Annotated in this window: 17 protein-coding genes and 1 pseudogene; 8 read left to right on the top strand and 10 right to left on the bottom strand. The window is 64.3% G+C overall.

The features are described 5' to 3' along the window. The first annotated feature begins 71 nt into the window (after positions 1 to 71). From glnE to WAQ08_RS09935, 5 genes are all read left to right on the top strand, one after another. The gene (gene glnE / locus WAQ08_RS09955; protein WP_422191419.1) at positions 72 to 2912 is read left to right on the top strand and encodes a bifunctional [glutamate--ammonia ligase]-adenylyl-L-tyrosine phosphorylase/[glutamate--ammonia-ligase] adenylyltransferase; all 2841 of its coding nucleotides are present in this window, start codon (positions 72 to 74) and stop codon (positions 2910 to 2912) included. Continuing rightward, a complete protein-coding gene (locus tag WAQ08_RS09950; protein ID WP_422191418.1) occupies positions 2909 to 3532 on the top strand; it encodes a rhomboid family intramembrane serine protease in 624 nt (207 codons plus the stop codon). Before glnE ends, WAQ08_RS09950 begins: the two co-directional genes overlap by 4 nt. A 136-nt stretch (positions 3533 to 3668) precedes the next feature. Continuing rightward, positions 3669 to 4694: an EpsD family peptidyl-prolyl cis-trans isomerase gene (locus WAQ08_RS09945; RefSeq protein ID WP_422191417.1), complete on the top strand. Its 1026-nt coding sequence runs from the start codon at positions 3669 to 3671 to the stop codon at positions 4692 to 4694. 135 nt (positions 4695 to 4829) lie between these two features. Beyond that, positions 4830 to 6281: a chain length determinant protein EpsF gene (gene epsF / locus WAQ08_RS09940; protein ID WP_422191416.1), complete on the top strand. Its 1452-nt coding sequence runs from the start codon at positions 4830 to 4832 to the stop codon at positions 6279 to 6281. 12 nt (positions 6282 to 6293) lie between these two features. Continuing rightward, positions 6294 to 7229, top strand: a complete 936-nt coding sequence (locus tag WAQ08_RS09935; protein ID WP_422191415.1) for a polysaccharide biosynthesis tyrosine autokinase — start codon at positions 6294 to 6296, stop codon at positions 7227 to 7229. On the opposite strand, the gene WAQ08_RS09930 is transcribed toward WAQ08_RS09935, so the two are convergent. From WAQ08_RS09930 to WAQ08_RS09890, 9 genes are all read right to left on the bottom strand, one after another. After that, entirely contained in the window at positions 7216 to 9249 is a 2034-nt protein-coding gene (locus tag WAQ08_RS09930) for a hypothetical protein (RefSeq protein ID WP_422191414.1), read from the bottom strand. The two genes, WAQ08_RS09935 and WAQ08_RS09930, sit on opposite strands and share 14 nt — an antisense overlap. Positions 9250 to 9260: 11 nt before the next feature. Next, entirely contained in the window at positions 9261 to 10352 is a 1092-nt protein-coding gene (locus tag WAQ08_RS09925; protein ID WP_422191413.1) for a glycosyltransferase family 4 protein, read from the bottom strand. 61 nt (positions 10353 to 10413) lie between these two features. After that, complete coding sequence (locus tag WAQ08_RS09920; RefSeq protein WP_422191412.1) at positions 10414 to 11712, bottom strand: hypothetical protein; 1299 nt, start codon at positions 11710 to 11712, stop codon at positions 10414 to 10416. Positions 11713 to 11714: 2 nt separating this feature from the next. Continuing rightward, on the bottom strand, positions 11715 to 13223 hold the full coding sequence (locus WAQ08_RS09915) for an O-antigen ligase family protein (RefSeq protein WP_422191411.1): 1509 nt from the start codon (positions 13221 to 13223) through the stop codon (positions 11715 to 11717). Then, a complete protein-coding gene (gene gmd, locus WAQ08_RS09910; RefSeq protein WP_422191410.1) occupies positions 13224 to 14354 on the bottom strand; it encodes a GDP-mannose 4,6-dehydratase in 1131 nt (376 codons plus the stop codon). It abuts the gene before it with no gap. A gap of 22 nt (positions 14355 to 14376) precedes the next feature. After that, on the bottom strand, positions 14377 to 15072 hold the full coding sequence (epsI, locus tag WAQ08_RS09905) for an exosortase-associated protein EpsI, B-type (protein WP_422191409.1): 696 nt from the start codon (positions 15070 to 15072) through the stop codon (positions 14377 to 14379). Then, on the bottom strand, positions 15059 to 15886 hold the full coding sequence (gene xrtB, locus WAQ08_RS09900; RefSeq protein WP_422191408.1) for an exosortase B: 828 nt from the start codon (positions 15884 to 15886) through the stop codon (positions 15059 to 15061). The genes epsI and xrtB overlap by 14 nt, the downstream gene beginning before the upstream one ends. 142 nt (positions 15887 to 16028) lie before the next feature. Next, entirely contained in the window at positions 16029 to 17234 is a 1206-nt protein-coding gene (locus WAQ08_RS09895) for a glycosyltransferase (RefSeq protein ID WP_422191407.1), read from the bottom strand. 14 nt (positions 17235 to 17248) lie between these two features. Beyond that, entirely contained in the window at positions 17249 to 17944 is a 696-nt protein-coding gene (locus WAQ08_RS09890; protein WP_422191406.1) for a hypothetical protein, read from the bottom strand. A gap of 165 nt (positions 17945 to 18109) precedes the next feature. On the opposite strand from WAQ08_RS09890, the gene fcl reads away from it, so the two are divergent. The 3 genes from fcl to WAQ08_RS09875 all read left to right on the top strand — a co-directional run bounded on the left by fcl (position 18110) and on the right by WAQ08_RS09875 (position 20116). Further along, positions 18110 to 19039: a GDP-L-fucose synthase gene (fcl, locus tag WAQ08_RS09885; protein ID WP_422191405.1), complete on the top strand. Its 930-nt coding sequence runs from the start codon at positions 18110 to 18112 to the stop codon at positions 19037 to 19039. 95 nt (positions 19040 to 19134) lie between these two features. Continuing rightward, positions 19135 to 19434, top strand: a complete 300-nt coding sequence (locus WAQ08_RS09880; protein WP_422191404.1) for a hypothetical protein — start codon at positions 19135 to 19137, stop codon at positions 19432 to 19434. 112 nt (positions 19435 to 19546) lie between these two features. Continuing rightward, the gene (locus tag WAQ08_RS09875) at positions 19547 to 20116 is read left to right on the top strand and encodes a hypothetical protein (RefSeq protein WP_422191403.1); all 570 of its coding nucleotides are present in this window, start codon (positions 19547 to 19549) and stop codon (positions 20114 to 20116) included. Positions 20117 to 20154: 38 nt separating this feature from the next. Here the strand turns inward: WAQ08_RS09875 and WAQ08_RS09870 are convergent. Next, positions 20155 to 20331 (bottom strand): annotated as a pseudogene (locus WAQ08_RS09870) (IS701 family transposase); the annotation flags it as partial.

Here is a 20331-nt window from a genome sequence, read left to right as displayed (position 1 = left end):
ACATTGTTACCGCTGCCTCAGGTTCCCCAGGCGCCGAGGCAGGCCCCGTTCGCGCAGATCATGCCCGCTATGTGCAGCGGATCCGGCGCCGCTACGAGGCCGAACGTGCCATTTTCGCCTCCATTGAGCCCGGCGTCCCGCAAACACCGTCCATCCTGGCGCTCATCGAGCGTTTGATGGCCGATGGCCGGCCGCTGGTGTCGGCCCTGCGGGTGGCGCGGCAACTGGTGCTCGAACGCCTGGTCGTGCTCGATGTGGAGCGGCATGCAGTGCTGGGCGACATCACCTCCGCCATGACCCAGTTGGCCGAAGTTACGCTGGACCTGGCGCTGACTGCCGCGCTCGCCGAGCATGAAGTGCGTTACGGCGCCCCGCTCAACGCCCAGGGCCGCCGCATTGACCTGTGGGTGGTCGGCATGGGCAAGCTGGGCGGGCGCGAGCTCAATGTCTCGTCCGACATCGACCTGGTCTACGTGTACGAAGAAGACGGCCAGACCACCGGCGTGGACAACGGCCGGGGCGGGCTGTCCGGCCAGATCTCCGTGCACGAGTTCTTCAGCCTGGTGGCCCGCAGCCTGAGCATGACCATCGGCGACACCACCGAAGACGGCTTCGTCTTCCGGGTGGACCTGGCCCTGCGCCCCAACGGCAACTCCGGCCCCGCCGTGGTCAGCCTGTCGATGCTGGAGGATTACTTCCTGGTGCAGGGGCGCGAGTGGGAGCGTTTTGCCTGGCTCAAGAGCCGCATCGTGGCGCCCCGCGCTGCCATGCCCAAGGGCGATCGCCACGAGCACGCCCTGGCGCTGCGCGATGTCGTCATCCCCTTCGTGTTCCGGCGCTACCTGGATTACGGCATCTTCGAATCGCTGCGCCAGCTGCACCGCAAGATCCGCGACGAGGCCAACCGCCGCGCCGCCGGCCGCCCGGAGCGCGCCAATGATGTGAAGCTCTCTCGCGGCGGCATCCGCGAGATCGAGTTCACCGTGCAACTGCTGCAGGTGGTGCGCGGCGGCCAGTTCCCCGAGATCCGCACCCGCTCCACGCTCAAGGCTCTGCAGCGCCTGGCCGCGCGCAACCTGATCCCGGCCGAGACCGCCCAGCGCCTGGCCAACAGCTACATCCTGCTGCGCCGCATCGAGCACCGCATCCAGTACCTGGACGATCAGCAGACGCACCTGCTGCCCACGGAAGACGCCGACCTGGCCTGGATCGCCGCCAGCCTGGGCCTGGAGGATTGCATCGCCGAATGCGGCAGCAAGCCGGATGAGCGCAGCGGCCCCTGCGAACTGATGGGCGCGCTGTGCCAGGTGCGCGAGTTCGTCGCCACCGAGTTCGACGCGCTGCTGCACGATGGCCGCGCGCCCGCTGCCGGCAACTGCAAGCAGGGCGTCTGCGGCGGCCCGCCCGTGCCGGTGGACAGCGAGGATTTCCACGCCATGCTGCCCGCCAGCATCGGTGCGCGCGTGGTCAGCTTCTCCAAGCAGCCGCGCGTGGCCATCCTGTCCGATGCGGCCAAGCTGCGTCTGGCCAAGCTGATCGGCCGGGCCACGCGGCTGGCGCTGGCCCCGCCCGACGCGCCGGGCGAATCGCCGCTGGGCGAAGAGGCCGTGCTGCGCTTCATTGACTGGCTCAACCCGCTGCTGCGCCGCGACAGCTACCTGTCGATGCTGGCCGAGCGCCCCGAGGTGCTGCGCCGCCTGCTGCGCCTGCTGGGTCTGGCGCGCTGGTCCATGCGCTACCTGATGCTGCACCCGGGGGTGATCGATGAACTGGCCGATCCGCGCCTGATGGACGGCCGCTTTGAGCGCCAGGCTTATGTGAAGGACCTCACCGAGCGCCACCGCGCCTGGGGCCGCGCCGGCCAGGCCGATGAAGAATCCCTGCTCGACACCCTGCGCCGGGCCCACCACGCCGAGGTGTTCCGCACCCTGGTGCGTGACGTCGAAGGCCTGATCACCGTTGAGCAGGTGGCCGATGACCTGTCCGCCCTGGCCGATGTCACGCTCGACATGGCCCTGCGCTGGGCCTGGGCCCATCTGCAGCAGCGCCCCGGCAAGCAGGGTGCCTGGGCCGTGGGCCACCAGCCGCACTTCGCCGTCATCGCCTACGGCAAGCTGGGCGGCAAGGAGCTGGGCTATGGCAGTGACCTGGACCTGGTCTTCCTGTACGACGACAGCTTGGACGATGCCGATGACGCCAACGCCGGCCCCGACAGCCCCAGCCCCATCGACGCCTACCTGGCCTTCGCGCGCAAGCTGGTGAGCTGGCTCACGCTGCGTACCTCAGCCGGCGAGCTGTTCGACATCGACACGGCCCTGCGCCCCAATGGCAACTCGGGGCTGCTGGTCACCTCCTTCCATTCCTTTGACGATTACCAACGTCAGCGCGGCAGCAACACCGCCTGGACCTGGGAGCACCAAGCCCTCACGCGCGCCCGCTGGTGCGCGGGCGAAGCGGCCCTGGCCGAGCGTTTCGAGGACACGCGCCGTGGCGTGCTGTCCAACCACCGCGATCCGGTCGCGCTGCGTGGCGAGGTCGTCTCCATGCGGGATCGCCTGCGCGAGGCCCACCCGGCCGGCGAGGGCGAGTTCGACCTCAAGCACAGCCGTGGCGGCATGATCGATGTGGAGTTCGCCGTGCAGTACCTGGTGCTGGCCCACAGCTGCGAGCACCCCGCCCTGATGGACAACGTGGGCAACATCGCCTTGCTGCAGCGTGCCGAAGATGTCGGCCTGCTGCCTGATGGGCTGGGCGCGCGCGCCGGCACGGCCTACCGCGAACTGCGGCGCTTGCAGCACCGGGCGCGCCTCGACGAGGCCCCCACCAAGCTCAGTGGCGAGGCCCTGCAGGCGGCGGATGTGCATCGCCAGGCCGTGTTGGCCCTGTGGGGGCACGTCTTCCCCGGTTTGTGAGCGCGGCGCACTTCGCACGACGCCAGTTTGCGCGGCATTTGGCGCGCTACGAGGGGCTGGCCTGGGCCGCGGTGGCCACTGCATTGGCCTTGCCCGCCGGCCTGATCGGCGTCGTGGGCTTCGATTCCATCTTGGCCATGCACCCGGCGCAGGGCTGGGCGCACAACCCGCCTACCCGCTGGGTGTCGGCCGCCTGGGCTCACGCCAGCCCCCCTCATCTGCAGGCCAATCTGCTTGGTTGCGGCCTGCTGGCCGTGTTGGGCTGGTTGGCCCAGACGCGGGCGCGTGAGGCGCTGGCCTGGCTGCTGGCGTGGCCCCTGGCCAACGGACTGTTGTTGCTGGACCCCAGACTCCCCGCATTCATGGGGGCTTCCGGCGTGCTGCACGCGGGCATCGCCGTGCTGGCGGTGCACCTGCTGCTCAAAGGCCGCAAAGCGCTGGGCATGGCCGTGCTCGTGGGCCTGTTCATCAAGGTGGGATTCGATCTCAGCCACGGACTGCCGACCTATCCGCACCCCACCTTGGGCATCGATGTTTCACCCCTGTCACATCTGACCGGCACACTGGCCGGCCTGTTTTTTGCGGGAATCCTCGGGGCTCTCCGGCCTCAAAACGACTGAAATGCGGTTGACGCAACACGTACACTCGACATTTCTGTCATCAAAGGGATCACCCTCGGGAACCAGATCCGGGCGCCCTGATTCACACAACACGATTCACTGGCCCCCAGTTCTTCAACTTTTTGATCCACGTTCTATGCACTTCGATCTGTACAACAAGCAACGCTCGCTCTCGATGCCGCGCCTGGCCCTCGTGCCGGTGGTGGTCGCCGCTGCCCTGCTGACGGCCGCCTGCAGCAAGGATGGCAAGGAAGCCCCGAAGGCCAGCCAGGCTGCTGCCAGCGTCAACGGGCAAGAGCTCACCGTTCACCAGATCAACCTCGTGCTCGAACGTCAGCCCGGCCTGAAGCCCGAGCAGGTCGATGCCGCCAGCCGTCAGGTGCTCGAAGGCCTGATCGACCAGGAAATCGCCGTCCAGAAGGCCGAGGAAGAAAAGCTCGACCGCGATCCCAAGATCGTGCAACTGCTCGATGCCCAGCGTCGCAACATCCTGGCCCGCGCCTACCTCGAGAAGGCCTCCACCGCGGCCATCGGCACCCCGTCGGCCGACGACGTCAAGAAGTACTACGACACCAAGCCGGCCCTGTTCAGCAACCGTCGCATCTTCATGCTGCAGGAGTTCACCATCCAGGGCTCGGCTGAAGAGACCAAGGCCCTGCAGGCCAAGCTCGAAGCCGCCGCACCCGATGTGCCTGCCTTCGCGCAAGCCCTGAAGGATTCCGGCCTGAAGTTTGGCGTGAATCAGGTTACCCAGCCGGCCGAATCGCTGCCGCTGAACCTGGTTGATCGCATCGGTGCCCTCAAGGATGGCCAGGCCTTGTACGAACAAGGCAATGGCGGCATGAAGGCCGTACTGGTGGTCGCCAGCCGTCCGCAGCCGCTTACCTTCGATCAATCCAAGCCGCTGATCGAGCGCTTCCTGACTGAAACCAAGCGCCAGGAATGGCTGCAAAAGCGCGGCAAGGAACTGCGTGCCGAAGCCAAGGTGGAGTACATCGGCAAGTTCGCCGAGAAGCCCGCCGATGCCGCTTCTGGCGCGTCGGCTCCGGCCGTGGCGGCCACGCCGGCCCCTGCCGCGCCTGCGCCCGCGCCTACCGCTGCACCGGCCTCGTCTGGCCTGGACGCGGATGCGCTCAGCAAGGGGCTTTCCGGCCTGAAGTGATAGGCGCCTGGGCGCCTTGATCTTGTCAGAGCCAAGTAGTAATCAGGAAGGAGCCTTTCACCATGAAAGGTTCCTTTCAGTTTGTGCCCCATCGGCCGATGGAAGAATGCATGGGCACCTCCGGGAGTACGTCGGATGACGTTTGATCAGTTTCTCAGAATCGTCTGGGCCAGGTGGAAGCTGGTGGTGGGTGTGTTGGTGCTTGTGTTGATCAGCACCCTGCTGGTCAGCCTGATCATGCCCAAGAGCTACAAGGCCACCGCCACCGTGGTCATCGACTCTCGGCCGGACCCGATCTCCACCACCGTGGCGGCCCTTGGCGGCGCCTTGCCCAGCAGCATTCTGGCCACGCAGATCGACATCATCCAGAGCTCGCACGTTGCAGAGCGGGTGGTGCGCATGCTGCGCCTGGGCGACATCCCGTCGATGCGCAAGCGCTGGGAATCCGAGACCGACAGCCGCGGAAGCTACGAGGCCTGGATGGGCGGCATCATTTCCAAGGGCCTCGAAGTCCGTCCCGCCCGAGAATCCAACGTCATCGAGATCCAGTACGACGGCAATGATCCGGCATTCGCGGCCACGGTCGCCAATGCGTTTGCCCAGGCTTACATCGAAACCACGGTCCAGATGCGCAACGCCCCCGCGCGTCAGTACTCCGAATACTTCGAAGAGCGTGCTCGGCAAGCGCGCTCCAAGCTGGAAACTGCGCAGACCAAATTGGCCGAAGCGCAGCGTCAGCGCGGCATCATCGCCACCGAAGAGCGCCTTGACGTCGAAATGGCGCGCCTGGCGGAGCTGTCCAACCAGGTGCTGCAGCTCAAGGCTGTACAGGTCGAGGCAGGCACCCGCAGCAACCAGGCCCGGCGCAGCCCCGATCAGATCAACGATGTGCTGATCAACCCCTTGATCGGCGGCATCAAGTCCGACATTTCCCGTCAGGAAGCGCGCCTTGAGGAACTCAACGCGCGTTACGGCGAGAACCATCCCCTGGTCCAAGAGGCCAATGCCAACCTGAAGGCGTTGCACGCTCGCCTGCGCAACGAAACCGGCAAGATCACGGCCAGTGTCGGCATCACCGACACCATCGCCTCCACACGCCTGTCGGAAGCCCTCAAGGCCTACGACGATCAGCGCGCGAAGGTGCTCTCCATGAAGGATCAACGCACCGAGTTGACCCTGCTGGAGACCGAGGTGCTGAGCGCTCAACGCATTTACGACACCATCCAGCTGCGCCAGAGCCAGTCCAGCCTCGAGAGCAATGCCGGCCAGGCCGGTGTGGTGCTGCTCAATGCCGCCACCGAGCCGGCCAAGCACTCGTCGCCCCGCATGCTCCTCAACATGGCGGTTGCCTCGGTGATGGGGGCCTTGCTTGGCCTCATGGCCGCCTTCGGTGTCGAGCTGTTCGACCGTCGTGTCCGTAGCCCGTTCGACCTGATCCAGACACTGGATCTGCCGGTCATCGGCATCCTGCCAGACCCGAGTGCCAGCAAGAAGGGCATGTTCCGCCGCCTCAAGAAGGGGCCGGATCCGTCCCAGGGCAGTGGCGGCAATGCCGTCGTGCCAGTCAAACCCATGGCGTCGGCCTGAGGTGTTGTGGTCATGAACTCTTCGTATCAGCCGTCGTCCTATCCCTCGTCCTTCGGTGCACCCGATGACCGCAAGGACCCCGCCTTCCGAGATACCGAGCAAGGCGCTGCGCCCGATCGCTCCATCGGCGAGATCATCAGCCAGGCCAACAAGCTGTCGCCGGAGCAGATCGAGCAGATCCTGAACTACCAGCGCGAAAACGGCGTGCGCTTCGGCGAGGCCGCGGTGCAGCTGGGTTTTGCCAACAGCGATGATGTGCTGTGGGCATTGGCCCAGCAGTTCCACTACCCCTACGCCGCCGAAGGGCGCGGCGGGCTCAACGCTGAGCTGGTGGTGGGCGCGCGCCCGTTCTCGGATCAGGCCGAAACCTTCCGCACGATCCGCAGCCATCTGATCATGAAGATGTACAGCGGGGAAGGCCCTCGCCATGCCCTGGCGGTGCTGAGCCCCAATTCAGGCGATGGCAAGACCTACTTCGCGGCCAATCTGGCCGTGGCCTTCTCGCAGCTGCCTGGCCGCACCCTGTTGATCGATGCAGACATGCGCACGCCGCGCATCCACGAGTTGTTCAACCTGGAGCGTGGCGACGTGGGCTTGTCGAGCATCCTGTCGGGCCGGGTGGCCTCCAAGGTGATTCAGTCCGTGCGTGAGCTGCCCAGCTTGTTCGTGCTGCCCGTGGGAGTGACGCCCCCCAACCCGCTCGAACTCTTGGAGCGGCCAGCCTTCGGCATGCTCATCCGTGAGCTGCGCACCAAGTTTGACCGCATCATCGTCGACACACCGGCTTCATCGGTCGGTACCGATGGTGCCGTGACCGCGGCCAAGTGCGGGGCTGCCCTGGTGCTGGCCCGCCGCAACCGCACGTCGGTGCCCTCGCTGGAAAGCCTGGTGCGCACGGTCGGCATGGGCGACACGCAGATCGTCGGCACGATCCTCAACGAGTACTGACGCCATCGGGGCGGCCGAAATCACGGACCGCCTCGTTCAACCGTGTCACCACGGCCTGGTCCACCACCTGGCGGCCTTGCTCGTCCATGCGCATCATGCGCGTGAAGCTGCCACCTGGTCGGCACTTCGGATCGTTGTTCTCGTGGTCGAACGAGTACAGCGCCACCATCCACACACCCTTTTCACGGAAACTGCCCAAGCTCTGGTAGAGCGCATCGCCTGCTTCGGTCGATGGCATGCTGCCGAAGGGCTGCGGGTGTTGCCGGGTCGGTTGCGTGACGCAGCTTGAAACGCCGTATTCGGTCACGGCGACCGGTTTGTCCAGAACGCCATGGCGCTGGTTGATCTTGCGCAGCAGTTCCAGCGAATCATCGAGCCGCTGTGCGGCGTACCACCGGCCTTGGGTGTCGTGTCCAAGGCGGTTGTAGATGTGGGCGCCAACCACGTCGCAACGTGAGAGGATCGAATCTCCCTTGCTGGTGCGCGCCTCGTACACGAAGGCTGCGGTTTCGGGGCTGTCCGCCTGCGGGCATATCACGGGCAACTGAGGCGCCACGGCCTTGGCCCCGTCATGCACCAGCTGGCACAGGTCTGCCAGATCGGTCTGCGTGCCCGTGAAGAAGTCTGGGCTGTTGGGTTCGTTCCAGCATTCCACCGCGAGCAGTCGGTCCTTGTACCGGCTCACGGTGTCGCGCACCATCCGCTCGTAGGCTGCGAAGAGTTCACGCCGGGGGGGCGCGGCATTGCCAGGCTGGCCCATGGCAGCGGCCTGCTGGGGCGACTGGCTGGCCCAGCGTGGTGAGCCGGAGAAGGTGATCAGGAGGCGGCGTTGCCCCGTGCCGGCGTGAAAGTCGGCCCAGCGGTCTATGCCGCGCCAGTCGTAGTCACCATCGCCGGTCCACCATTGATTCAGGTAGGTCAGATCGTTCGCCAGACTCCGGGCAAATTGATAGCGCATGCTCAAGGGGCCGAAGAGCTTTTCGCTGGCGCCCGGGTATCGATGGAAAGCATGCCCGATGAACACGCCTGTTTGACCGCTCACCGAGACATCACCGATCTCGCGCTGCGATGAGCCTGTCTGCGCATAGAGCAGCTTGGAGGCTCCCGCAGGCCAGTCCGCAGGCACACGGACCTGCCAAGTGCTGAGGGCCTGGCCTTCATCGCTCACCATGATCACGGGGGCGTCAGAGGGGTAGGCCTGGGTGCGGCCGGAGGGCGCGCGCAAGGTCAACGTGGCTGCGGAGGCCCCGTCGGGTGTCCATTCCTGTGGTGTCAACGCAAAGCGCAGAGGCAGCATCTGGCCTGCAGCCACTGCCCAGGCATTGGCGGGCGGCGTGGCGGACTGCCGTGATGCCATCTCCACCTTGGCCTGGGCGGCTGCCGGGGTCTGCCAGCCCACGTTGGTCAGGCGAATCTCGCCCACGAAGCCTGGCGGGATGTTGTAGAGCGACAGCCGTGGCAACAGCGACGATGGCGCCTTGTCCTGCTGTTCATAGCGCGTGCCTCCGAGCCAGGAAGCCTGCACGGGCTGGTCTGCGCCCAGCACCCCCGTGAACATGGCGCTCGCCGGTGAGGTGTCACCCAGGTACTGACCGCCGGACTGGTAAAGCTGAAAACCCAGGCCCAGCATCAGGGGTGTCCGCACACTGTCGGTGGCAGACAACTGGGCCGAGATCCGGTACAGGCCGCCCTGCACGACATCGGTAGGGCTGGATGCCAGGAACAGGTTGTAGTTGGTGACTCGTCTGGATTTGTTGTCCAGCGCAATCACCAGCACGGCGTTGCCCTGTGCCGATGTCTCGCTGCGGTATCGCACCGTCAACGGCCCGTCTGCCTGGCCGTCGTCCATCAGTTGATGGAAATAGCCGGAAGGGGGCTGGGACGCATCGGTCACGGGCTGCACGCCCCGCACCATGTCAGCCTCCAGCCAGGAGGCGGATGTCCTCTGCAACATGGCCAGTGTCGCGGCCGACAGCACCACCACACAGGCACCGATCCACAACCAGGTCTTCAGGCGCATGGCGAACCCCTTCAGCGTTTGTGCTTGTTCAGTCCGTGGCGGATGGCGTCGGCCAGTCCGCGTGTCGCGTTGTCGAACGTGTAGGGCGCCACCAACTCTCGGCTGCGCCTGGACATGCGCTCGTACAGCGCATCATCGCTCAATAGCTGCGTCACTGCATCGATCCAGGCGGGCAGGTCCAGCGGGCGCACGAAGCCGTTGTCGCCATCGACCACCAACTCGCCGGCCACCCCGGCCATGGGCGTCACGACCACGGGCAGGCCGGAGGCGCACGCTTCGTTGGCCACCACGCCCCAGGCATCTCGCACGGTGGGAAACAGCAGTACGCGTGCGTGGGCGTAAAGCCCGGGCAACTGGGCCTGTTTGGCAAAGCCGGGGAAGCTCAAGCTCAGGTTGGGATAGCGTGCGGCCTCTGCCCGCAAGGCCTCGTCGAGCGGGCCGGAGCCCACCATCTTGATGGACACCTTGCGCCCCAGCCTCTGGGCCACACCGTCGGCCACCTGCAGTGCGAAGGAGGGGCTTTTCTCGGCGATGAAGCGCGCACAGAAGATCAGATCGTCCTGTTCGCTGCGTGCTACCTGCTCTTTGCCGAAGGCCTCGTTGTTGGCGCACAGATGGGATTTGAACATCGCGCTGCGATGGGCGCCATGGTGCTCGTACAACTGCAGGGTGGCCTCGCTGGGGCCGGCGAAGGTGTCGATATGGGGGTACATCCAGGCCCGCATCAGGCGGTGCCAGCGTGACAGCCGCTGTTCCGTCAGGATGGTGCCATCGATGATCAGGCCTATCGCTGCGCCGTGTGTGCGTGCGTACAGATAGGCCAATGCGTTGGTGGGATTGAAGCCGTTGAGGAACACGAGGTCCGGCTTCAGCTCGCGCAGCAGCTTCCAGATGTCGATGTTGAAGTGGATGTACGTGTCGCTGGACGGTACGTAGCGCTCGCGCAGATAGTGCGCCTTGAAGCGGATCGGGTCGAAGTCCCAGGCCCTGTCCGGCTCGCGAGCCACCGAGAAAATGAAATGAGCGTCCCACTCTGGGTGGTCGCCAATGGCGTTGAACACCGGAACCCGGTAGGGCGGTGGGTTGTTGGTCACCAGGGCCACGCGCGGGCGGTCTGGTGCTAGAGCAGGGGGGAGAGATCGGTTCACCATGATGGGTGGGCGGTCAGGAGTGTGCTGGGCCGACGGTGGCGGTCGGGCGCCATCGCCAGCGCAAGTGCAGGAAGACGATGACCATGATCAGCGAGACGGCCAGCAGGTTGCCCCATGCGACGGCGAGCAGGGAGTGAGGGATCGCGAAAGCCGTGAAGACCAGCTGTATGGCGTAAGTGAACATCGATGCCGCCAACCACACGCGCTGGCTGTCCAGGCAGAAGAACACGCGCTCGAACACGTAGTTGACACTGGACACGACAGTGGCCAGCCCATTGATCAGGATCAGGGCGATGAGCATGTGCCGATCGGCCTGGTAGAGATCGGCGATCCAGGGGGACAGGGCCGACACGCCGAGCCCCATCAGCACCGTCACGCCGACGCAGCGCCGCACCTGAAGCGCGGTTTCCTTCTTCAGGGCAGCTGGCCCCTGCTCGGCCGCCGTGCCCAGTGCATGCACGATCCGGCCGCCCCAACTGTTGACGGGCAGTTGCATGATCGCCGCCCATTGCAGCCCGATCGCCACCAGGCCCACGCCGGTGTGCCCATGGTGTTGCAACACCCAGTAGATGCAGCACAACCAGTTGGTGCCGTTGTTGATGAACGTGGAGCCGATGCTGGGCAAGGCGTGGGAGAACCGCGCCCAAGCGTCCTGGTAGCCCGCCCGGGCTTCGGCGGGAGAGGTGGCTGCAGATTGGCGCCTGGCGTGCAGCCACAGCAGCAAGCCAGGCGCTGCCATGACGAGGGCTGCTTGAACCAGCGCGCCCGTCAGGCCCCAGATCTGGATCACCGGCCAGCAACTGAGCAACCCGATCAGCATCACGGCGGTGACGACCCATGCCGACTGCCTTGAAAGATGGGTGCCATGCGCCAGCCCGAGCATGAACTGGGAGAGCAATTGCCCCAGGGCCAGGGCGGCAACCACCGTGTACCCCATGGCTGGCATCACCCCGAACGCGTTCTGCGTATCCGTTCGGGCGTACAGGAACCAGGGCCCCGCCACGGCCAGCAAGGCGCAAGCACCCAGAACCCAGGCATTGGCGGCCAGCACCTTGCGCCAGGAGGACACCCCCCCCGTCTCGCGGGCCGCCATCAAGGTTGCGCTGTTGGCCATGGCCTGCGAGATGGGGGTCGTCAGGCTGGCGGCGGAGATCAGCGTGCTGGAGTACATGCCCAGCGCTGCAACCCCCACCGTACGTGCAATCAACAGCGTCACGACGAAGCTCAGGCCCCGCGTGAGCAGGTTGGAGCCCAGCAGCCACAGGGAAGGGCTTTGCCACAGGACGGCGGCCTTGGCCTTCAGTGGGGCCAAGGTCAGGTGCTCCGGGCAGGTCTGGCGAAGGTGTAGCCCGGCTGGCTGTGTCTGAGGGGTTGAGGCTTGTTGAGCAACAGGTACACGCAGGTGGTGATGCACAAGCCCAACGACACAGTGGTGGGCGATGCCATGCCGGAGAAGGATCTCTCCACCATCGACTGGATCCAGAACATGCACAGGATCTGGAAGGCGCACAAGGCCATGGCGCGCTCCTGCAGATCCAGCCCGTAAGCCTTGGCCCCCGAGCCCACATAGCGCCACAGGCCGGCCGTCATCATGACCAGCATCACCACCAAAGGCAGTGTTCCGATCAGCCCGACGCTGATCATGCTTTCCAGCAGGAAGTTGTGCGCTGTTGCTGCGCTGTTGCCCCACTGGTCATAGAAGACCTTGGGCAGTTCGACGCGCACGCTGCCCAGGCCATAGCCCGCGAACGGCTTTTCCTTGATCAAGAGAAAGCAGGCGTCCCAGATGCTGCTGCGCCCCGTCAGCGATGTCAGTTCCTGCACGGAGCCGCTGCGCGAGAAAAGCTCCGCGAACACGCCCAGCACGCCGGCGAGCAGGTCGGGGTTGAGCATCATGGCCATGGCCATCGTGCCCACCATCAGCAGCAGCAGCACGCCGATGATGCCCATCTGATGGGTGATGAAGAAGGACATGGCCAGGGAGCCGGCCAAGCCGATGATGGTGGCCCGGCTGTTGGTGATGGCCAGCGCAGTGATCAGGGCCAGCGCAGAGAAGCGATGGATCCATTTCCAGCGGGGCGTGGGCGCGCACTTGATCATCAGCAGGCTGATGAGGAAGCCCACGGCCATCATGGGCCCCAGGCTGTTGGCGTTGCCGGTGATACCGCGCAGGCGGAACGCGCCAGGATCGGAGAAGTCCCGGGCCATGTTCGGGACGGCGGCCAGCAAACCCAGTGACAACACCGCTGCCAGCGCGGCCGCTGCGTAGATGTAGGTCCACAGGCGCATGACACCGGTCTTGTCTTCCGTGGCGGTCTTGGCGACCACGAAGACAATGCCCAGCAAGGTGAGCCCGGAGCCGACGGCCAGCGCCATGGTGCTGGAGTACGAGGCTGAAAACGCCGCGTAACCCGCGTAGATGAAGAACAGCCCCAGGATGGGGTGACGGAACACCCGCTGCAGCCCGTTGAATAAGCCGAACCCGAACAGGAAGATGCCGATCATCCCCTTGACGATGGATTGCGCGTCGGCACCCCCGCCCTGAACCAGGCCCTGGCGCAGCGTCAGGTCCAGGGTGAAGTAGATCACCGTCAGAAGCGCCGCGCCCATCTGCTTGGGTGGATTGATGATGTAGAGCAAGCCCGTCATCATCACCAGCATCAGCGAGAGCAGCACCAACGGTATCTGCAGCAGCGCGAGGTTCTGGCCGCTGAACAGCCAGAAGATGCTGCCGAACAGCAGCACCACAGACACCACCAGCAATCCACCAATGATGGATACCGAGCGGCGCTCGACGGAAAAAGAAGGGGCCGCAGCCGTCATTTACTCGTAGTGGTCGTAGGCCTTGAAGCCTGCGATCTTGACGAGGCTGTCACGCTTGGCCGAGGTGTAGTCACTCTTGACCATCTCTGCCACCAGTTCGGGCAACGAGATCTTGGGCGTCCAGCCCAGCTTCTCGCGCGCCTTGGTCGGATCGCCCAGCAGCGTCTCGACCTCGGTGGGGCGGTAGTAGCGCGGGTCCACCCGCACGATCACATCGCCCACCTTGCACTTGGCCAGCAGCTCGCCGTTGACGGGCTCGACCTTCACGACCTTGCCCACCTCTTGCTCGGCCTCGCCCTCGAAGGCCAGGGTGATGCCCAGCTCCTTGGCCGAGAACTCCACGAACTGGCGCACGCTGTATTGCACGCCCGTGGCGATCACGAAGTCTTCGGCCTTGTCCTGCTGCAGCATCAGCCACTGCATCTCGACATAGTCCTTGGCGTGGCCCCAATCGCGCAGGGCGCTCATGTTGCCCAGGTGCAGGCATTCCTGCAGGCCCAGCGCGATGCGGCTGATGGCCCGCGTGATCTTGCGCGTGACGAAGGTTTCGCCGCGCACCGGGCTCTCGTGGTTGAACAGCACGCCGTTGCAGGCGTACATGCCATAGGCCTCACGGTAGTTCACCGTGATCCAGTAGGCGTACATCTTGGCCACCGCGTAGGGGCTGCGCGGGTAGAAGGGGGTGGTTTCCTTCTGGGGGATCTCCTGCACCAGGCCGTACAGCTCGCTGGTGGAGGCCTGGTAGAACTTGGCCTTCTTCTCCAGGCCCAGGATGCGGATGGCTTCCAACAGGCGCAGCGCGCCGATGCCGTCGGCATTGGCGGTGTACTCGGGCTCTTCGAAGCTCACGGCCACGTGCGATTGGGCGGCCAGGTTGTAGATCTCGTCGGGCTGCACCTTCTGCACGATGCGCACCAGGCTGGTGGAATCCGTCAGGTCACCGTAGTGCAGGATGAAGTTGCGGTTGTCGACGTGCGGATCCTGGTACAGGTGATCGATTCGGTCGGTGTTGAACAGCGACGAGCGGCGCTTGATGCCGTGCACCTCGTAGCCCTTCTTGAGCAGGAACTCGGCCAGGTAGGCGCCATCCTGGCCGGTCACCCCGGTGATGAGGGCAACTTTGCGCGACATTGTCATAACGTTGGGGTAAATCTCAGGAACCGAAGAAGCGGGTCTTGTAGCCGCTCGGGATGGCGGCCTCCATGTCGGCCAGGAACCGATCATGCAGAGAATAATCGAATTGCTGGTGGCTATTGGTCAGAGAAGACACCCGCACCAGCATTCCATCGGCGATCAAGCCACGCAAGCCATATTGCAATTGCGTCAATTTGCGCTCAAACCCGGGCAGGATGGCCTTGTCGTCCAGGGTCACCCAATAAGTGATGGGCTCGATCCGGTTGTCCAGGTGGGCCAGCAGGCGCGCCACTTTCAATGGTTGGTGCCCCGGCAGGTTCAGGGTGTCAAAACCTCCATGCTGAAGGCTGAACCCCTGGGCCACGTAACAGAACTCGGGGCGGTGTGCCGCGGTGGACTGGGAGTTCTGGTTACGCCCGTACGCGATCGACAGCATGATGCGCTGCCCCTGGCTGTTGATGTAGGTGCGGTTGAAGGTTTCCGAGTAAAGCGCGTCGAGCTTGGCCGTCAAGGTTGGGTCGGGCGTGATCACCACGGAGTGCGGGTCGATGCGCCAGTCGGCGAAGCTGTCGGGCAGCAGTTGCGACACCACCAGCGGCGGGCGGTCGTCAGCCGTCATGTGTGTCGGCTTGAGCGCCACCGAGCCCGCGGCGCCGGCCACCATCACGGCGGCGGCCACAAAGAGGATGCGGGGTACTTGCTTAAGCGACGGCATGGCTGGGCTCCTTGTCGAAACGGGCTGCCAGAAGGCGGTCAAAACCGTAGGTCAGCACCAGGGCCACGGTGAACAGCACCATGCCCGCAAAATTGTGTGCGAAACCCTGTCCCACGGCATCGCCGTAGTAGTACGTGATCAGCACCAGCGTGATCACGCGCGTGACGTTGGACACGAAGGAGATCGGGATGATCATGATGGCCAGCACGATGTTGCGGGCCTTGGACTTGTAGTTCATGATGTTCATGTACAGCAGGCCCAGCGCCTCCAGGGTGAACAGCGAGTTCAGGCCTGAGCAGGCGTCTGCCACCAGCAACTGGTACTGGCCGATGGTGAGCATCACGCCGGTACGGCCGATCGGGTAGCCAGCCCAGTACAGCAGGTTTTCCGCCACGTAAGACACCATGGCCTTCAAGGGCAGCGTGAGCGCCTGCACGAAGGCGCCGGGCAGCGGCACCATGAACAGCAGGAAGAACAGCGGGAACCAGGCGGTACGCACGCCACGCCAGCCGCGCAGCAGCAGCAGGCAGCCGATCAGCACGGGGATCTGGGAGAAGCCCTCGATCTCGATCACCTGCTGGGAGCGGCTGATCACGTACAGCAATGTGCCGATCAGCAGGCAGATGAACCCGGCCAGGGGGGCAGGCTTGGCCGGACCCGCGAAAATCTTCTCGCGCAGCGTCCACAGCAGCCAGGCACTGGCGCCCAGGATCATGGGGCCGTGCCCTTGCTCCTCCGTCGACCAAGTGGTTTCCGCCAGTGTCACGTAGGTCGGGATATACAGCAGCAGAAAGCCGATGGCCAGCACTGCCATCGACCACCGCGGGTATTGAACCGAGGGGCTTGGCAGCACTTCTGTGTGAGCAGACGAAGATGACACGGTGGAAGACATGGCTGAACAACTGCCCGTCTTGCGTCGGGCCAAGAGTGGGCGCCCGAGATTGTTACCTATAGATTCACGAAGTTCCTGCGGATAACCCTTGGAACCTTCCCCCATCCGTATGATGTTCCGTGATCGCCTGCCTGTAAATAGACAGCAATTGTGCGTGGTTCACAGCCGGCACGTAGTGGCTTTCATAGCGGCGTCTTGCGGCCATGCCCATGGCCTGCATCTCGGCGGGGTGGGCCTGGGCCCACGCCAGCTTGGCGGCGATGTCCTGCACATCTCCGGGCGTGAAAAGCAGCCCGGTCACGCCGTCCTCGATCACCTCGGCCATGGTGCCCAGCCGGCTGGCGAGCACGGGCGTGCCGCAGGCAAAAGCTTCCACGATGGTGCGCGGAAAGCCCTCGTACCACAGGCTGGGGAGCACCATGAAGGAGGCCGAACGCATCAAGGCCATGACCTGGGCCAGGGGCTGGAAACCCAGGGCCAGGCTACCCAACTGCTGCTGTACCAGATCGGCCAGGGGGCCGCTGCCGGCCGCGCGCACGTTGTGGGAGGGCAGGGTTGACAGAGCCTTCAGCAAGGCCTCGATGCCTTTTTCAGGGCTCAGGCGCCCAACGAACAGGCCGCCGCTTCTGTCATCCTGCGGCGGAGCATCCTGCCATTCCAGGAAATTGGGTTTGACGCTGATGCGCTCTGGTGGCAACCCGGCCTGCGCCAATTTGGTGCGGCTGAACTCGCTGAGCGCGATGTAACGCGTTACTTTGCGGCGAAACGTGCCCATGGCGCGGTGCATCACCAACATGGAAGCCATGGCCCCCGACTGCAGCTTGGAGCCTCTGTAACAGGCGCGCATCACGCCACGCCATGGCACCTTGCCCAGGCAATCCTCGCAGATCAGGCCGTTGCGCATGAAGGTGGCATCCAGGCAGGCCAGGCGGTAGTTGTGCAGTGTCTGCACCACGGGGACATCCACCTTGCCTGCAGCCCAGAACACCGAGGGAGAGACCAGCGGCAGCGTGTTGTGCACGTGGATCACATCGGGCTTGAAGCGAAGGCTCCACTGTTCGATGTCGCGCACCGTCTGGGTGGACCACAGGGTCTGGGCCAGCAGTTCCGGGCGAGACATCGTCTCGATGTCGTCGTTGCTGCGCCGGTACAGGGCTACTTCATGGCCCTGCTGTTGCAGCAGGGTCATTTCCGATTCCAGTACGCTGTCTTCGCCGCCACGCTGCTGGTAAGCGTTGTGTACCAGCAGCACCCTGGGCAGAGTTGCCATGGGTTGCCGAAGGGTCAGGCGCTGGCCATGTTGGTCACCATCCAGGATTTCTTGAGAAACAGGAACTTCTCAGCCAGGATGGTGCTGCCTTCAAAAAGCCCTTGCAGCTCTTTGCGGGTCATGAGCCGGGTTTCCTCGCAATTGATCCGGGCCTGTACCCACGAGGCCTCCCTGGGCATGAACCCCAGGTGGAAATTGTGGTGCAGGTAGGTTCTCAGGCTTAGCGGCAGGATCGGGAAGAACGGGAAGTAGAAGTGCGGCTCGATCGGGAACAGGCGGCAAGGCGTCTGGATGAAGTGATAACGGGCCAGCTTGGCTACGTTGTCGGCAAACACCCGCTGGGCCGAGTAATTGCCCACATGCTCGATCACGGAGTTGCTGTGAACGATGTCGTAGGCGCTTGAGCGCAGGGAGGCAGCGTTCAGGGCATTGCCGGCATAGGCTTGCACCTTCAGGCCGTTGATCTCGCGGTATTCCTCATTCACGGGGGGCAGGTTCACCACCTCCACCAGCTCGATCTTGTCGACCGGCAGGTGGGCGGCATTCATCTCCCAGAACGCCACCGTGCCGCCAATGTCCAGGATGCGGATCTTCTTGTTGGAGAACGCGCTCTTGGCGTGCAGCTCATCGATGTAGCTGGCGAACAGCTTGACGCGGCGCGAGCGGGCACTCGATGAAAACGACTGAGGGTTACTGGGATCGCTCTTCACTGTGTTTTCTCCGCTTCACTTCCTGATCAAGCCCGAGATTGTTACCCATGCCGCTTCAAAGTTCTGTCGGCAAACCCTGGGGCGAACCCCAGGCCCCGTGCGCATGGTTGCCTTGTGTTCACGATGTGCCTGCCCTGGAGCCAAGGCATTTACACTTCAGACACCATGCAAAAAGACGCCAAAATCTTCGTTGCCGGCCACCGCGGCATGGTGGGCTCTGCCATCGTGCGCCGCCTGCAATCCGCCGGTTATACCAATGTCATCACCGCCGGCCGTGCCCAGCTTGATCTGCTTGATCAGCGTGCCGTGCATGATTTTGTCCAGGCCCAGCAGCCTGCCTACATCTTCATCGCGGCGGCCAAGGTGGGCGGCATCCAGGCCAACAACGTCTACCGCGCCGAATTTTTGTACCAGAACCTGGTGATCGAGGCCAACTTGATCAATGCCGCGCACCAGGCAGGTGTCCAGCGCCTGATGTTTCTGGGCAGCAGTTGCATCTACCCCAAACTGGCGCCGCAGCCGCTGAAGGAGGACTACCTGCTCACCGGCCCGCTGGAGCCAACCAACGAGCCCTACGCCATCGCCAAGATCGCCGGGATCAAGCTGTGCGATGCCTACAACGACCAGTATGGCCGGCAGTACATCAGCGTGATGCCGACCAACCTCTACGGCCCCAATGACAACTACGACCTGAACAACAGCCATGTGCTGCCTGCGCTGATCCGCAAGGCGCATGAGGCCAAGCAGCGCGGTGATGCCGAACTGGTGGTGTGGGGCACAGGCACGCCCTTGCGTGAGTTCTTGTATGCCGACGATCTGGCCGATGCCTGCGCGTACCTGATGGAGCAGGGCTACAGCGGCCCGCTGCTCAACATTGGCACGGGCACGGACATTTCCATCCGTGAACTGGCTGAAACCGTGGTGCAGGTGGTGGGCTTTGAAGGCCAGCTCACGTTCGATACCAGTAAGCCCGACGGCACGCCGCGCAAGTTGATGGATGTGTCGCGCCTGCATGGCCTGGGCTGGCAGGCCAAGACCGGGTTGACGGAAGGCATTGCGCTGGCCTACAAGGATTTCCTGGCCCGGCAGGGCTGACCCTGCCCCCTCTCGGCGCCCCACTATAAAGGGCCCTCTGAGCCTGATCTCCCGCCGAGAATTTGCCCCCAGATCATTCACTCTGGGAGCCCGCCATGCCTTGGCGCACTTGTGCCATCTCACGCAAGGCCCTGCTGTGTCTTGTGCCTGCCGTGCTGCTTACCGGCTGCGCGGGCCTTCGGCCCTACAGCGAAAACCGCCACCAGCAGGCCATGGCCGCTCAAACCGCCTGGAAGGCGGTGGATCTGCCCGCCCTGGTGGTCACCGAGCGCGGCAACCTTGACCGCCTGCTGGCCACCGAACTGGCCACCAGCATCCGTGACCACCGCCTGCGGTACATGCTGGGAGCGAGCCTCTGGGCGACACCTTGCTGGCGCCCATCCAGGCCGATTTGAAGCGCCTGGTGGGCGATCCGGCTGTCTTTGCCCAATCACGCACTGCGCTGCAGCAACACCGCGTGCAGGCTGAGCAGCGCCTGGCCGTGCTCAAGGACGAGTTCAATGCCAAGTGCCTGCCTATGCCCCGCTGCTCGGAAGTGGCTGGCACGGCCTTGCCGGCCAGGCCACCCAGAGTGACATCGCAACCCAGCAGGCCGAACTGTGCCTGAGCCGTGAACTGCTCGATGCCCTGTACCAGGCCCACCAACTGTGGCTGGCCGAGCGCGAACTACAGCAGGATGGCACCGGCCCCGGTGCGCCGCCCGATCTGCGCAAGCTGCACACCATGCCCCTGGCCGATGCCCTGGCTGACAGCAAGACCACGCCCACCCAGAAGGAAGCCCTGTACAGCGCCGCCGGCTGTTACCTGGACAGCCTCAAGCGCCTGGAAGCGCGGTGCCACCAACTGGAGCTGCGCCGCATTGCCCAGGCCCATGAACGCCGCCTGGCCTATGCCGAGATCAACGCCCTGCAATGGAGGGCCCTGATCGACGTGTCTGTGAATCAGGTGGCCAATGCGAGCGCTGGGGGCATCCAGGCTGGCCATGTGGTGGCCTTGCTTAATCTTACTTACCGTGTCACAAAAGTAGTTTTACGCTTGTGCGTCCGCAGCAAGGGCACTGCCCCAGACGAGCGATGAGCGCATAGCTGAGCCGATGGCGCAAAGTTGTCATTGAGTTATCCACGTGCCTCTGCGCGCGCAGGACTGCCACGAGGGATGTAATCGCGGGGAAGGGCAGGCACTTGGCGTTCGAGGAAGTTTTTTTTGCCGCCGACTGGTTTGTCAGCAATCAGTCTTTCAGCCATGAGGAACCCGTATGCCGCGATGCTCAGACTGGCGTGGTGATGGAATCC

The sequence above is a fragment of the Aquabacterium sp. genome (assembly GCF_049274795.1).
In the GTDB taxonomy this organism is placed as follows: Bacteria; Pseudomonadota; Gammaproteobacteria; order Burkholderiales; family Burkholderiaceae_C; genus Aquabacterium.
Note: the sequence above shows the minus strand (reverse complement) of the source record. Positions and strands in the feature narration are given on the sequence as shown.

What these genes read in the sequence shown, in the direction of transcription:
- WAQ08_RS09880 (WP_422191404.1), top strand. Translation starts at nt 19,135, where the DNA reads ATGCCTTGGCGCACTTGTGCCATCTCACGCAAGGCCCTGCTGTGTCTT.
- epsF (WP_422191416.1), top strand. Translation starts at nt 4,830, where the DNA reads ATGACGTTTGATCAGTTTCTCAGAATCGTCTGGGCCAGGTGGAAGCTG.
- xrtB (WP_422191408.1), bottom strand. Translation starts at nt 15,886, where the DNA reads ATGGCAGTGCTGGCCATCGGCTTTCTGCTGCTGTATATCCCGACCTAC.
- WAQ08_RS09945 (WP_422191417.1), top strand. Translation starts at nt 3,669, where the DNA reads ATGCACTTCGATCTGTACAACAAGCAACGCTCGCTCTCGATGCCGCGC.
- WAQ08_RS09915 (WP_422191411.1), bottom strand. Translation starts at nt 13,223, where the DNA reads ATGACGGCTGCGGCCCCTTCTTTTTCCGTCGAGCGCCGCTCGGTATCC.
- WAQ08_RS09895 (WP_422191407.1), bottom strand. Translation starts at nt 17,234, where the DNA reads ATGGCAACTCTGCCCAGGGTGCTGCTGGTACACAACGCTTACCAGCAG.
- WAQ08_RS09930 (WP_422191414.1), bottom strand. Translation starts at nt 9,249, where the DNA reads ATGCGCCTGAAGACCTGGTTGTGGATCGGTGCCTGTGTGGTGGTGCTG.
- gmd (WP_422191410.1), bottom strand. Translation starts at nt 14,354, where the DNA reads ATGTCGCGCAAAGTTGCCCTCATCACCGGGGTGACCGGCCAGGATGGC.
- epsI (WP_422191409.1), bottom strand. Translation starts at nt 15,072, where the DNA reads ATGCCGTCGCTTAAGCAAGTACCCCGCATCCTCTTTGTGGCCGCCGCC.
- WAQ08_RS09935 (WP_422191415.1), top strand. Translation starts at nt 6,294, where the DNA reads ATGAACTCTTCGTATCAGCCGTCGTCCTATCCCTCGTCCTTCGGTGCA.
- fcl (WP_422191405.1), top strand. Translation starts at nt 18,110, where the DNA reads ATGCAAAAAGACGCCAAAATCTTCGTTGCCGGCCACCGCGGCATGGTG.